Origin of the sequence: Stieleria marina (assembly GCA_007741555.1) — a bacterium.
Taxonomy (GTDB): domain Bacteria; phylum Planctomycetota; class Planctomycetia; order Pirellulales; family Pirellulaceae; genus K23-9.
In genome coordinates this window covers 7,500,755-7,515,219 of the sequence record CP036526.1, presented here as the reverse complement: position 1 = coordinate 7,515,219, position 14,465 = coordinate 7,500,755, and the positions used below count along the sequence as shown (strand labels likewise).

The following is a 14,465-nucleotide window of genomic DNA, read 5'->3' as shown; positions in this document are numbered from 1 at the left end:
TCACCATGAAAGACTCCGCTGTCGATCCACCGGGACTGTTCGATCCCCGTCGTCAAATACGATTGCTAAGTGGACTGGCACAACGCTGTCGATCCTCCGCCGAAAAACAGCGGGAGCTGATGCAGCGTCACAGCGCCGAAAAAGACCAAGAAGAACAATCGCTTGCGTCCAGCCGCGGCGAGCAAACTGACGAGTGTCGTCGTCAGCGGCGACAAATGTTGGACGAATGGGACGCAACAGAAGAAAAGCTGACGGCGACTTACGAAGCGAATGCGATCAAAACACGTCAGCAAGTCAATCGGCTGTCCGCGATCTTTCGAAAGAAGCTAGCCGATGGGCAAAGCGATATCGGTCGCAAAGTCGACGCCCGTCGCGAAGCCGTCGTCCATCAGTACGAAATCAGAAAGTCGCAGCCGATCGATCAGATGCGAGCCGAGATCGCTTCGATCGACGATTCGCTTGATCCGATGCAAGAAGACATCGAATGGGCGCGAGCTCTGACAGTGCGGCGACTGGATGGATTGCCCGCGGTTCCGCCGGCGCAGTCGCCCGAAGAAAACATGGCCGAAGTTCCGCCCAAATCGGTTACCGAATCGGTCGACACGGTATATCGATTGACGCGAAAACTGAAATCGACCGTCACTGAGATGCAGACCGGAGCGGCGTCCAAAATCGTTGACTCGTTTTATCTGCCCGCCGGTGTGGCCGTCTTCATTGTGGTCTGGATCATCGGCGTCCTGCTGATGAAATTCGATCCGCCCTGGATCCCCATGGTGATTGGAATTGTCACAGGCGGCGTATTGGGGTTTGTCATCTATGCGATTTTGTTGTGGCCACTAAAGAAAATGACGCGGCAGCTTTATCCGCGCGTCGAACGAATTGTGGTCGCGGCAGAAGAAGCCGCGCAGACCGGACGTGACATCGCCAAGAAGACGGCCGACGAACTTTCGCAAGAATTGATCGATCGCCGCAAATCACACCTCGCCGCGGCCGATCGCTGGAAACTGGAACAACTGGCGGAACTGGAAAGTGGTCTCAAGGAAGAGCAGCGCGAAGCACGCGAAAAACTGACCGCGTCGCTGGCAGCCGTGGACGAAAAATATCTGGCGGACTATGCCAATGTCAGTAGCCAGATGCACACGCGCGCCGAATCGCTGGCCATCGAAATCACCGATGCTTTGTCGCAAACCGACCAAAATTTGCAATCGCAACGTGAAGCCAGTCAAGAGTTTCGGCGCAGGCAATTAGAGCGACTGGCGCATCGGCTGAAACAAGGCGTCAACAAAGGAATGCAAAAGATTGCTTTGACGGATGCCGCCGTTCAAGAACGGTTCGCTCCCTGGCAATCGATTGTCGACAACGAAGCGACCAAGATCGCCAAGCTGGACTACTTGCCGTTGGGAGCCTTGGCGGTCGCCGACAATCTGCGTCAGTCGCTGTCACCGGCTGATCAGGCGGACGCCAACGGTGTGATCAGCGACGTTGACACGCCGCAGATTGTTCCCAATGAAGAAATTCCTGCATCGTTGCCTGTGGTGTTGCATCGGCGTTTGCACAGCGCGGTCGTGGTCGAAGCGGCACCGGCGCAAATGGAAAACGCGATCGAATTGGCGCACCAGATTCTTTGGCGAACCTTGACGGGCGTATCGCCATCACGCGTCAAACTGACTTTGATCGATCCGCTTGGCCGAGGGCAACATTTCACCAGTTTCATGGCGTTGGCGGATCACGATCCCTCGCTGGTCGGCCACCGCGTCTGGACCAGCGAAAGCAATATCGACCAACGGCTGGGCGAAATCGCGCACCATGTCGAAGACGTCCTGCAGTCAAGTCTGCGCGATCGGTTTCAGCGGATCGAAGACTACAACGACGTCGCCGGTTCCATGGCCGAACCCTACCGAATTGTCGCCGGAGTGGGATTGCCCGAAGGACTGACGCGTAGCAGCTACAAACATCTGTTGGCCCTGATCGAAAGCGGCATCCGGTGTGGGGTGTTTACGGTCATCGTCACCGACAGCAGCAAACCGTGGCCGGGCGACATGCCGATGCCGACCAGTGACAAACTGCTGAAGTTGAAAGTGGACGAAAGCGGTTCGTGGCACGTCGATTCGCAACTGCTAGGTGAATTGCCGTTCCAGCCGTACGCGTCACCGCCGTCACAGCTACGCAATGCCCTGGTCGAAAAAATCGGTACGGCCGCCGTGGCGGCGTCTCGTGTCGAAATTCCACTGCGGTCACTCTTGGAACAAGACAACGAAGGCGAAGCGTCCACCGACGACGGAATCGACATCGTGGTCGGAACCCAGGGTGCGAACCGAAGCCTCAGTCTGAATCTTGGCGAAGGAGTGCGGCAACACGTTTTGATCGCGGGCAAAACCGGCTCCGGAAAAAGTACGCTGCTGCATTCGATCATTACGTCCGGAGCATTTCACTACCGACCCGATCAGCTGCATTTCTACTTGCTGGATTTCAAGAAAGGCGTCGAATTTAAACCTTACGCCGACCATGGGATGCCACACGCACGTGTGATCGGGATCGAAAGCGAACGCGAATTTGGACGCAGCGTTCTGCAGCGGTTGGATGCGGAACTGCAAGAACGAGGCGAGAAGTTTCGCTCTTATGGCGTTCAAGAACTGAGCGAATATCGCGGCGTGCGCGGCGACGAATTGCCTCGCATTATGTTGGTCATCGACGAATTTCAAGAGCTGTTTGTCCGCGACGATCGGTTGGCTGGTGACTGCGCGATGCTGTTGGACCGATTGGTGCGGCAAGGCCGTTCCTTTGGAATGCATGTTGTGCTGAGCAGTCAGTCGCTGGCGGGTGCGTTTTCATTGCCGCGGGCGACCTTAGGTCAGATGGCTGTGCGAATCGCGATGCAGTGCAGCGAATCCGATGCGGCGTTGATTTTGTCAGACGACAATACCGCGGCGCGACTGATCAGCCGTCCCGGCGAAGCGATCTACAACGATGCTGGCGGTCTGGTCGAAGGCAATCATCCTTTTCAAGTGGCTTGGTTGTCGTCGGATGAACACAAGAAACTACTGGCCAGAATCTCCAAGCGGGATGACAAATTCATTGCCGACTATGCACCGCCGGTCGTCTTTGAAGGCAATCGACCGTGCGCTTGGTCGGGGCCTCTGGCCGATACGGCCATCAAAGGCGAATCCAAAACTAATGGTCTGCGTGGGTTCTTGGGTGAGTCGGTCGAAATCGGTCCGCCCGCGACGTTGGAGTTGACTCGAAACGCCGGCCGCAACGTGCTGTTGATCACGCCTCCCGAATCACGCAGCGCACTGATTGCATCGACCGTCTCCTCGTTCATTCGCAGCCATCCCAAGCTGCAGGTCTTGTACTTCGATGGCACTCGCGCCGATGACGCGCCGTCGATGATGCCGTGGCTGGAAGAAGCCGGTATCAGTGCCAAGCAGATCAAACCGCGCGATAGCGAAGCCGAAATGGTGGCTTTGAACAAGATTGTCAAACAACGCGGCGACGACAGCGAAGATGCTCCGCCGATCATCGCAATCATCGATCCGCTGGATCGTTTTCGCGAATTTCGGCAAGACGATTCGTTTAGCTTTTCGCTCGACTCCGCAGCCGCGGACGAAAACGGTCCGACCGCGATGCGTGAAGTGCTTCGCGATGGTCCCGCGGCAAATGTCTTTGTCTTTTTGATCTGCGGTGGTGCCGAAACCCTTTCACGATGGTTGCCGCGTGCATCGCAGCACGATTTGGAATTACGATTGCTTGGCCGCATGAATGCGTCCGATTCGTCAGTGTTGATCGACAGTCCCATTGCGTCCGAATTGTCGGCGGCGACCATGCTGTTGTACGACGATTCGGATGGTCGCATCATGAAGTTCCGTCAATGTGATTTTCCCGATGCCCAAGCGGTTAGCCGCTGGTTAGCAAAATGATTTCTTGTCAGCCCATCCCAATGAACCTGATCAAACGTTTGCTTTTCGTGCTGTTGACCTGTTTGTTTGTGTCGGCCGGTTCACTCGCTGCACAAGACGCGGTACCCGCGGATGATTTGTGGTACACCAAAAAGACCGACTGGCACGGACACGATCAGTTGCATTTTCGGCACGCTGACGCGGATTGCTACTTGATCAAACCGACCAAAGCACTGCCGGGGAACCCTTGGATCTGGCGAGTCCGTTTTCCAGGATTTCACGCCGAAATGGACGTGGAATTGGTCGGCCAAGGATTCCATTTGGCTTACATGGATGTCGCCAATCAGTTCGGCTGCCCCAACGTGATCAAGCGAGCCGAAACGTTTTACGATCGCTTGGTCAGCGAGCATGATTTGAATCGCAAAGTCGTTCTCGAAGGCGTCAGTCGCGGTGGGCTGTTTGTTTACAACTACGCCGCCATGCATCCCGATCATGTCGCAGCCATTTACTGTGACACGCCAGTGTTGGATTTCAATTCTTGGCCTCGTGGTAAGGGCCCCGTCGGCAAATACACCGGCGTCGGACATTCGGCCAGCTGGCAGCAATGTTTGAAAGTCTACGGTCTGACCGATGCGCAAGCGGCGACCTACGACAAGCTCCCCATTCATCACGCGGCAATCATCGCCAAAGCCAACATTCCCGTGATGCACATCGTCAGCGAAAACGATCGCGTCGTGCCGCCGATCGAAAACACTTACGTGCTACGAGATCGGCTGAAAGATCTCGGTCATGAAATGAAATTGATCGTCGTGCCCGAAGGCACCGAAAAATCAAACGGCCATCACTTCACCCACCCCGAACCCAACACCGTGATCCAGTTCATCACAACTCACGGTCAGCCATCGCCCAAGTAGCCGCAGCCGCTTTCGCAATCAAGAAATCTCTTTCCAACCGCCGACTGCCCCCCTGGTTGGACACTAGTTGCCCACCATGTTTGATAGAGTCTGGTCCATCAGACTTCCATCACACATGCGGGCCAGGGAACGCGGCAATGAGTGAAAGTGCGGGCAGCATCGGCACGATCCAACGACAACTCTCACTCTTGCGGCTTCTTTCGTCGCGGCGGTTGGGAGTGACGGCGGATGAATTGAAGTCGGAGCTGGCGGTCAGCTTGAAAACAGTCCGCCGCGATCTGGTGCGGCTTCAAGAAGTTGGTTTCCCTCTGTCGGTATCGATCGAGGATCATAACCGTCAGCGCTGGAAACTCGATGGCGACAGCATCACCGGTGCTGCTTTGGCCTTTGACGAAGCCTATGCGCTGGTGTTGCTTGCTGGTTCGCTTGGTTCACTCGCGAACACGCCCATTGGCCAAGCGGCGCAGTCGGCGGTCAAGAAACTGCGCAGCGGATTGAGCGAGAACGTAATCCGGTACTGTGACCGTTATGGGCAAATGATGTCGCTGATGCATCCGCGCTCCGTCGACTACAGCGACAAGTCGGATCTGATTGACGAACTGATTCGCGGTCACGAAGAACGAAAGAACGTTTTCATAGCGTACCATTCGCGCAGCAGCACCGAATCGCTCACTTATCCGATCTCGCCGTATGCATTTCGTCGCTATCAAAATGCGTTGTACGTGATCGGCTACAGCGAACAACACAGCGAAGTACGGCTCTTCAAACTTGATCGCATCAGTGATGCATCGATCAGCGAGTTTCCGTTCGTGATGCCCTCCCACGCCGAGATCGAAGACCATTTCAAAGATTCGATCGGCATTTTTGGTGGCAATCCGGTTGTTGTTCAGATTCGCTTCTCACCCGGTGCGGCCAGGGCCGTGCAGGAATCCAAGTGGCACGACAGCCAACAGCTAGCGACCAACGCCGATGGCAGCGTGACCGCTATGTATCGCATCGCCATCAACCCCGAACTGCACGGATGGATTCTATCGTTCGGAGCTGATGCCAAAGTGCTTTCACCACCATCTTTGGCTGACGAGATCAGGACGCAATCCCTTCAGATAGCTCGCCAGTATCAGGCTGCCAACATGGAGGTGACTGATGATGACGGCAAATGAAAACCAAGCTAGTTCCGCGACGGTTGCAGTGACACGTTCAGTGTCATGTCGATCGCTGCCGCATAGCGCTGCAAAGTCGAAAGCGTCGGGTTGGGTGCTTTGCTGTTCTCCAGACGCGAAAGCGCCGACTTTTGGATGCCGGTCCGCGTCGCCATTTCGCTCAAAGAGATTCCAGCGGCCTCGCGGGCAGCACGCAGTTCGGCGACCAACGCAGCAAAGGTTCGCCGTTCACTTTCCAGTCGAGCCACCGCTGGCCCAATGGCCGCAATGTTTTGCGCCATGCCAGCGGTTTCCTCCGCGATGGCAAGCTCCATCGCAGAGCGTTCCTGGGGAGTCATTCTGGGATAAATGTTTTCGCGATCGCGTTTCAGCATTTGTCAGTCCTGGTTACAGGTCACGCATGAATTTCGTAAGCCGTTCGTGGTTCGATTTCCGTCTCCTGATCATCGATCCAATCGAAGACGCAAAGCAGCAAACGCCCGTCATCGGTAAACCCAATACGAACGGGTCTTCCAGTCGAACGGCTAGTCGTCACCTCGCTCGCTTCGTCCATCACGACTGTTTCAAAGTCGTCTGGAGAGACTCCGTTCAAAGTCAGGTGCTCAATGATGTCTTCCGTCCAATGGAAAAAGTAAAGCGGCATGGTGTTTACATAAATGTTAACAGCGGGCGACAGAAAATCAAATATCAACGAAGCCGCACTCGGGTGAGCGCGGAAAGGGCTGGCCGTACAAATCAGGTGTTTGTAAGGGCAATTCTTCAACGAATTCGAGCTGGAGAGCCTTGGCAAGCATCTCGAACCACTCGTAAAGCATAACCTCAATCAAATCGGGTTCCACGAATCTACTTCATAGCACTTACAAAAACATTATTGGTCTTAGTAAATACAAAAAAACAAGAATTATGCATTAATGCCTTGACATCAGGTAGATCGTCAAGTCTGTTTGCAAAAAGAGAGCACTCCCACCTCGCGATCATCTTGCAGGATCAATGGCGAAGTGAAGTGCTGTGATCACGCGAAGCCAATAAGGCCAAGCACGATGCTTCTATTGTGCCAGCGTCTTTTGCCTTCGCAATTCCAAACTCATATTTTGAGGAATTGTGCAAATGTCTAGTCCTGCCATCGAACAGGCGATCCGCCAGATTTACGTGGACCATCCCGCAGCGGTGGAGCCAATTCTCACTTCCCGTGTTTTGCGGGAAGACTTCGTTCGATCTGTTCAGCATTTGGTTGCTGGTGCGACCGAAGACGAGGTACTCCAGCATCTCGTGCGTCTACGAAAGCGGGGAGCTGACAAAGGCGGATTGCCACGCAAAACGAAGTAGCACTTCGCTCAAAATTCGAACAATACAACTACATCAAAGGACATCACTGTGTCAAAAATGAATTACAAAGACCTTTCTGTGGCCGTTTCTGGATCGGCTTGCGCCTTTCGCGGACGCACTCGGCTGCAACCGGCTGATGGCGTTGGAGGGAAAGTCTTTCCGCCAACACATTTGAACGGTGCTTACGCAATCGAAAAACGCGTCGTCGAAGGTCGCGATGCACCGATTGATTGCGTCTTGCTCGATAGTGTGCAGTCACACGCCAATCGCTGCGAAGAAGCACTGCAATTGGCGATCGATCGCGAGCAAATTGAAATGCCGCTGGTCGAAGTCGATTTTAGTGACGCGGATTTGATCAACCCGGTTGCACGGATCACTGCATTGGAAGCACCCCACCGAATTTCGGATGCGATTTTGCGTGACAGTGAATTGGATGGCACCGCGTTTCGCAAGTCCGATTTGGGTCGGCGGATGGACTACGCGTCGCTGAAAAACGCGACACCGCTATTGGATCTTTCTCCGCACTCGCTGCTGTTTGGGATTTGGGATTCGACTGGCCCGCGTGGAGGACTAGGGGTGAAGTTTCAACGTTCGCTCGTCGGCGAGATCATTGGGTACGACATCAGTGTTGGCAAAAAGACTGCTAGTCGGATCGACCCATTGCAAATTGTGTCGGCGGTCCCCGTCAAGGAAACCAAGGACAACGACTGGGATTTGGCGAAGGAAAAAGAGAAAGGCGCGATCAAGCCATCGGCGATCAACCACGGCAACATTCCGCCAACGATCGAAGAGGGCGGGGTGACGATGGCGTACGCCGAGCACAGCGTGGTGATTTCGCTTCCAGCGATTCGGCGTTTGCGTTTTCCAATCGATGGCGAGTACACCAGAGAGCGTGATCAAGCCGGTCAATCATTGGTGGCTGCGATCGGCGTATTGTCGGTCGCCCTGGCGACCGAGCAAGGATTTGATCTGCGAAGTCGTTGTTTGTTGTGGCCTGAAACGAAGGTCACGATGGATTTGCTTGATCAACCGGGGTCCGATCCGAAGCCATTTGACTTGGATTCGGAGACCGCGATCGCAATCTACAACGATGCTGTCGCGGCGGTACAAAAAGCGGGGCTGCCCTGGCGAACCGAGCGCGTGGTTCTGAAACCGTCGCAGAAGCTTGTCAAACTGGTTCGTGCCAGCCAAGAGAAGGCGACGAATGATCCAGAAGCGGTGGATGCTTAATCGCTGGAGGCGAATCCCGTAGTCCTGCGACGCCGTTCGCAGGGCATGATGACTCTTAGTCATCAAACACTGGCAGGCAAAACGACTGATGTCGCCTTGGCCCCGCGAACGGCGTCGCGGGACTACGAACAGTCATTGAATTCACAAACCAGAGGTTTCCTGTGTTTACAATCGCAATCCAATTTTTGACGCAGCGCGTGGTCGCGGCCAATGCGTCGAAGCACTCCAGCGTGGAATGGCCGATTCATCCGGCTAGGTTGTTCATGTCGCTTGCCGCAGCGCACTACGAAAATGACCCGACGCCACCGGAGCGCAAAACTCTCGAATGGCTCGAAGCCCTTCCGCCACCGTCGATCGTTGCGCCGGTCGCGTCAATTCGCGAAACGCAAACGGTATTCGTACCGATCAACGATAAACTCACCGGTTTGTCGCAACGGTCCAAGCAACCACGTCAGTTTCCTTCGGCTTTTGTTGGCGACCACCCCGCCAGGTTTACCTGGGAGGTGGAGATTCCTAAGGAACATCTCGATAGTCTTCGTTCGTTGGCTGGCAAGTTGGTCCGCATTGGACATTCGTCTTCGCTTGTGCATTGTTGGATCGAAGCAGAACCAGCCGAGACGGACGATGCGTCGATGGAACGCTGGAACCACGTCCATCGCGCAAACGGATCATCAGAAAGCGTTCGCGTGCCGTCGGCTGGCTTGTTGAAATCGCTGGACCGGTCATTCAATGGCGAGGCGATCGACCAATTCGCCGAACTGACGCTTACTGCACGCGATGCAGAAACGACCAAAGAAAAGAATGCCGCGAAGAAGGAACTCAAAGAGCGATTTCCAGGCGGACTGCCAGACAGTCGCCGCCCATTCGTTGGTACTACCGCTGTTTACCAACGCGAAAGCGTATCAGACGAAACTGATCAAACACTGACGACGCTGTTCGACCCAGTGTTGATCGCGATGACCCGGATTGACGGACCAGCTTTGGGACTGGAATCAACGCTGGAAGTTTGCGGTATGCTTCGCAATGCGGTCTTGAGCAAAGTTGGTTCGTCTGCGCCTAGTTGGATCACCGGACACGATGCCGACGGTTCGTCAACCGAGAAAGTTCATCTCGCATTGGTTCCGCTACCTTTCATCGGTGGCAGCGTCGATTTGCGAGGTTGCAAAGAACGAGAGTACGCCGATGGTCACTTACTGGGCGTGGGGATTGTCTTGCCACGCGATCTTACCGACCGAGACAAAGCAACCGGTCTTGGCGAATTCTTGGTCGACGAGTTTGGCAATTCGATCGATCAACAACTTACCCTTGGGCGAAATGGTGTTTGGAGCATTCGCCGGGAAGACCGCATGCGTCCACCGAAAGCGTTGACGCCAGAAACCTGGTCGCGATCAAGTCACGTTTGGGCAACGGCTACTCCGATCGTTCTGGATCGGCATCCGAAAACCGATCGTCAAAAAGATCCAGGTGGCTGGCGTCAGGAAGTGGGCGACATCATTGGACGATCTTGCCGACACATTGGGCTTCCGCAGCCTAAATCGATTCGCGTCGAAAAGCACGGATTTCTGCCCGGTGTCCCATCAGCTAGTCCATCGCGCACCGGATTTCCGCTAATGAAACACTCCGACGGAAAGACACGGCGGATGCAAACGCACGCGTTGATTGAATTCGCATCGCCAGTCCAAGGTCCCGTCATCCTTGGGTCTGGCCGGTTCCGCGGTTACGGTTTTTGCAAACCTGTCAATGTGAAAGGTCAGGTCAAATCATGAGCGATTCAAAATTGAATATCGAAACCTTCCAAGCGTTCTTTCGCGAAGTGCATGGCCATGCACCATATCCTTGGCAGGTTCGTATGTGCCAAGAGGTGCTCCAAACCGGTTGGCGGGATTTCATTCAACTTCCCACCGGCAGTGGCAAGACATCGGTGTTGGACATCGCCGTTTTTTCGCTGGCCGCGCAAGCCGATTTACCTCCGGCAGAACGAACTGCGGCTACGCGGATCTTTTTTGTCATCGATCGCCGGATTGTGGTCGACGAAGCCGATCGATCGGCGCGAAAAATGGCAGACCATCTTCAGCAGAGTCTTTTCCGTAGCGATGATTCGGCATCGATACAGGTCGCCTTACAATTGCGAAAATTGGCGGATAGTGACGGCCGCGTGATGGACGAAAAGAATCGTTGCCCGCTGGAAGTTCACTCGCTACGGGGCGGTTTTTACCGTACCAACCAATGGGCCGGTTCATTGGTGCAACCCATGATTGTGACCAGTACAGTCGACCAAGTTGGTTCCCGAATGTTGTTTCGTGGCTATGGAATTTCGCCGATGGCGCGGCCGCTACAGGCTGCACTGACGGCAACCGACAGCCTGCTGATTTTGGATGAAGCCCATACCGCGACCGCGATGGGGGAAACCGTGGAAACGATTCGCAAGTATCAGCTTCGTCAAACGGCCGATTCGACACCGATCGCTAAGCCCATGTCGATCGTTCAAATGACGGCCACCTTGCCAGCACGAGCCAACCGTGTGGCCGAGGATCGAATCTTTCGGCTCTGCAAGAAAACCGATTTGGCTGATAATGAATCGCCTTTGGTCACGCGGTATCAAACGAAGAAGCCCGTGCATCTAAGCGTCGCGAAATCGGCCAAAGGAAAGAAAGTTCTGAAGCAATTGGCAAAAGACCTTTCAGTCCGTGTGCAAAGGCATTTGGAAGACGGCATCGGTTCGATCGCCATCGTCGTGAACCGGATCGCCACCGCGCGGGCGCTTCACGAGTTGCTGAACACGAAGAGGTTTGACATCGACCTGCACTTGATGATTGGGCGAATGAGACCGATTGACCGGGATCAGACCGCGCGAAAACTCCAAGGATCGCTGGGCACCAATAGCGAAACGGAAAACTCAAAGCCGATCGTGGTCGTTTCGACGCAGTGTCTGGAAGTTGGCGCGGACTTGGATTTTGATCGAATGATTAGCGAAGCCGCCAGTTTGGATGCCCTGCGACAACGGTTTGGACGGCTGAACCGAGGCGGACGCGCAGTCGATTGCCAAGGCGAGGTCGTCATCCGCGGCGACTATGACCTGACCGAAGCACAACTTGATAAACGAATCAGATCTAACGATGTCGATCCGGTCTACGGTGCGGCGCTGATTCGTACATTTCGATGGCTGCAATCGATCGGTGACGACGATCGAGTCGATTTCGGTGGTTCAGCGATGGACCAGCAGTGGGACCAACTGCTTGCGTTGAATACACAGGTAGCCAAGAACCTGCTGATCGATGAACCAGAAACCACGACGTTGCTCCCGTCACACGTTGACCTCCTTTCGCAGACTTATCAGTTTTTTGTTCCCAGCGACGACGCTCAATCTGATCGCAAACACGCCATCACGGTTCATCCCGATCCCGACGTGGGCGTTTTTTTGCATGGACGCCAATCACGCGAAACCGACGTGCTGATCTGTTGGCGAGCCGATCTTGCCGAAGTAAAAACGGTCGATGGATCGAAACAGTTTGTCACGATCGATCAAAGACATCTGACCGCAACCGTCAGCGAAGCGCCTCCGACTTCGCCCGAGTGTATGGCCATTTCGATTCGTACGGTCAAAGAATTTCTGTCGGGGCAGTCGCTATCGCTTGGCGATGCCGATCAAGCTTTCGTAGCTGATGTCAAACAGGAGGATGACTTCATTGCACTAGGTAGTCGGCCCGTTATTTGGCGTGGACCCGATGAGTCGGTGGTTTGCACCAACACCAGCCAAATTCGTCCCGGCGACACGTTGGTGATGCCGGTTTCTGCTGGCGGATGGTCCCAACTGGGGCATGTTCCCAGCAACATTCCCGATCCTGCGGTGACCCGAATTGACGCAGACAACAGCGAGCAAATCGTGAGTCTGCTGCAAGTCGATGTCGCCGATCAAGCCGCGCTTCGGTCAAGCTGGAAACCTCAAGTCCGCCTGTATCCGCTACAAGAAAACGCAGGACTGCTGCCGTCGGGCACGATCAAGCGAATGCGTGACAGGGAAACGTCCGAGGAATCATCATCGATAGGTTTTCAATTTGTGGGTGAACTGAAACGCATTGCAAATTGGCTGGTCGACAGTGGCCAAACGCCACAGGTAGGACAACACAGTGTCATCATTTCAGCAAAGAAGCGTCTCGTCCGACGCGATGTGCTTAAATTGACTGATAGGGAATCGGTTGAGTCCGCCAATTTGGATTTTGACGATGCAAACTCTGCTTCGTCGGATGTTCCTATCTTGTTGCGAGATCACCTTTGCCGGGTGCGTAATCGTGCAAAGCGGCTGGGCGAAACCATCGGGTTAGGTGACTTGGCGACGACAATGGGTCGCGCTGGTGAACTACATGACCTTGGAAAAGCCGATCCGCGATTCCAGTCGGTATTGTTCGGGGGTTCCACGCGTGAGGCTTGGCTGCGGCGGAGTCTATTGGCCAAATCTAGTCGGGCCGCCAGAACGCAGTACGATCGCCGGCGTGACCATCAGCGAGCAGGACTACCAACGAACTTTCGGCACGAACTATTGAGTTTCCAGCTTGTGGATCACTTGAACCTTTCAAACGACCCGCTGCTACTGCATTTGATCGCTGCGCACCACGGACACGGTCGTCCTTGGATGCCGCCCTGCCAAGATGATGATCCGCCACCGGTAGATCTTCATTCAATTGGGATCGAACAGGTGATAGACGATCGCAACGAAGCCGTCGATGCACTTAGCCGTGCTGCGATTGCGTCACGGTTCTGGAGAATTCAACAACAATATGGTGCGTGGGGAACGGCCTATTTGGAATCTGTTCTGCGAATCGCCGATCAGCAAATCAGCCGCGAGGAATCAGAGGGGCGTCACGACCAAAACGATGGTCCCGCTTTTGTGATCAAAGCGGGTAGCACAAGCACCAAAGCTGACGCTGGTGGTTTGTGCCTCACCGGGATCGAAGCGGATAACCCGCTGGGCTTTCTTGCCACACTGGGACTCTTCCGCATCATCAACGATGCGTTTGAGATGCCGGTGCAGCTGTACTGGGATGTCCACGACGGTGCTTGGCGTCCATTCCTGATCGGCCCAGAACCCATCAACGCCCAGCAGATTGAAAAAATCGCCTGCGACCACATCACTACAGACATTGCAGCGGCACTAAATAAGTTCGATGAACTAGAACCAGACGCCAAAGGTGCAGGCAAAATTACAGCCTGTCCTAAGAGGTTCCATGCGGTTGCGAACGAACTTCTCGGCAAGTACCTGATCGATCCGCGACAAAATCGTTTGGACTGCGACATAGCTGCGGCGTTGGGCAACGAGTGTTCGCAGAAACGATCGGCGAAAGAGCGAGTGATCGAACACTCCGAGCTCTACATGACCAAAGGTTCCGGGCACCAACGCATGCTGGATTTGATGCGAGTCATTCGTGAACAGACGACTTGGGAACACATCGAAAAAACTCTTTTCAGTCCATGGGCATACGACGATGTTGGGCGTGGCCGAAGTCTGCGATGGGACCCCGCCGAAGATCGTCCCTATGCTCATCGGTGGAAGAATCCCAGCAGTGATCCCGCGATGACCATGTTGGGTGCCAATTATCTGGCGATTGAAGCCCTGTCGTTTTTTCCAACCGCACTGGTCGGGTCGCGAACAGGTGCCCTGAGCTTACAAACCACCGCCTTCAAACGCATCGTCCGCGAGACCTGTTTTTCCTGGCCAGTATGGACGATTCCCATGACTATAGATGCGGTGAAATCTTTGCTGCATAGTAGCGAAAACCACTTCGCGGACCCCAACGATTTTCGACTCAGCCAACATGGTGTGGCGATCGTGAAACGTGTCCGGCGAGTGCGAAACGACAAGTACTTCAACTTTAGTCACGTTGAGTCCGTGTAAGCAGTCGAAGTCCAAAGAATCGTTCTTTCTCAATCAGGTTGTTTGCGAA

The 14,465-nt window shown here is 54.6% G+C and carries 10 protein-coding genes; 7 read left to right on the top strand and 3 right to left on the bottom strand.

The window, feature by feature from the left end:
* Nucleotides 1-5: 5 nt before the first annotated feature.
* The 3 genes from K239x_RS26630 to K239x_RS26620 all read left to right on the top strand — a co-directional run bounded on the left by K239x_RS26630 (nucleotide 6) and on the right by K239x_RS26620 (nucleotide 5,970).
* Nucleotides 6-3,917 carry an FtsK/SpoIIIE domain-containing protein gene (locus K239x_RS26630; protein WP_145421334.1) on the top strand — a complete coding sequence of 1,304 codons (3,912 nt, stop codon included), beginning with the start codon at nucleotides 6-8 and terminating at the stop codon, nucleotides 3,915-3,917.
* 20 nt (nucleotides 3,918-3,937) lie between these two features.
* Entirely contained in the window at nucleotides 3,938-4,810 is an 873-nt protein-coding gene (locus K239x_RS26625; RefSeq protein WP_419189429.1) for an alpha/beta hydrolase family protein, read from the top strand.
* A 137-nt stretch (nucleotides 4,811-4,947) separates the two neighbouring features.
* Nucleotides 4,948-5,970 (top strand): helix-turn-helix transcriptional regulator, encoded by a 1,023-nt coding sequence (locus K239x_RS26620; RefSeq protein WP_145421330.1) that lies wholly within the window; start codon nucleotides 4,948-4,950, stop codon nucleotides 5,968-5,970.
* An 8-nt stretch (nucleotides 5,971-5,978) separates the two neighbouring features.
* Here K239x_RS26620 and K239x_RS26615 read toward each other — a convergent pair whose 3' ends face one another.
* The 3 genes from K239x_RS26615 to K239x_RS28985 are packed head-to-tail and all read right to left on the bottom strand — an operon-like array spanning nucleotide 5,979 to nucleotide 6,809.
* Complete coding sequence (locus tag K239x_RS26615) at nucleotides 5,979-6,344, bottom strand: helix-turn-helix domain-containing protein (RefSeq protein WP_145421327.1); 366 nt, start codon at nucleotides 6,342-6,344, stop codon at nucleotides 5,979-5,981.
* 20 nt (nucleotides 6,345-6,364) lie between these two features.
* Nucleotides 6,365-6,613 (bottom strand): hypothetical protein, encoded by a 249-nt coding sequence (locus K239x_RS26610; protein WP_145421325.1) that lies wholly within the window; start codon nucleotides 6,611-6,613, stop codon nucleotides 6,365-6,367.
* A gap of 37 nt (nucleotides 6,614-6,650) precedes the next feature.
* Nucleotides 6,651-6,809, bottom strand: coding sequence for a hypothetical protein (locus K239x_RS28985; protein WP_419189428.1), 159 nt, complete (start codon nucleotides 6,807-6,809; stop codon nucleotides 6,651-6,653).
* Nucleotides 6,810-7,077: 268 nt separating this feature from the next.
* Here K239x_RS28985 and K239x_RS26605 point away from each other — a divergent pair, with 268 nt between their 5' ends.
* The 4 genes from K239x_RS26605 (at nucleotide 7,078) to cas3g (ending at nucleotide 14,416) form a co-directional block, all read left to right on the top strand.
* Nucleotides 7,078-7,296 carry a hypothetical protein gene (locus K239x_RS26605; protein WP_145421323.1) on the top strand — a complete coding sequence of 73 codons (219 nt, stop codon included), beginning with the start codon at nucleotides 7,078-7,080 and terminating at the stop codon, nucleotides 7,294-7,296.
* Nucleotides 7,297-7,353: 57 nt separating this feature from the next.
* Entirely contained in the window at nucleotides 7,354-8,526 is a 1,173-nt protein-coding gene (gene cas7g, locus K239x_RS26600) for a type I-G CRISPR-associated RAMP protein Csb1/Cas7g (RefSeq protein WP_145422603.1), read from the top strand.
* A gap of 161 nt (nucleotides 8,527-8,687) precedes the next feature.
* A complete protein-coding gene (gene csb2 / locus K239x_RS26595; protein ID WP_419189427.1) occupies nucleotides 8,688-10,292 on the top strand; it encodes a type I-G CRISPR-associated protein Csb2 in 1,605 nt (534 codons plus the stop codon).
* The gene (cas3g, locus tag K239x_RS26590; protein ID WP_145421312.1) at nucleotides 10,289-14,416 is read left to right on the top strand and encodes a type I-G CRISPR-associated helicase/endonuclease Cas3g; all 4,128 of its coding nucleotides are present in this window, start codon (nucleotides 10,289-10,291) and stop codon (nucleotides 14,414-14,416) included. The genes csb2 and cas3g overlap by 4 nt, the downstream gene beginning before the upstream one ends.
* Nucleotides 14,417-14,465: the final 49 nt, after the last annotated feature.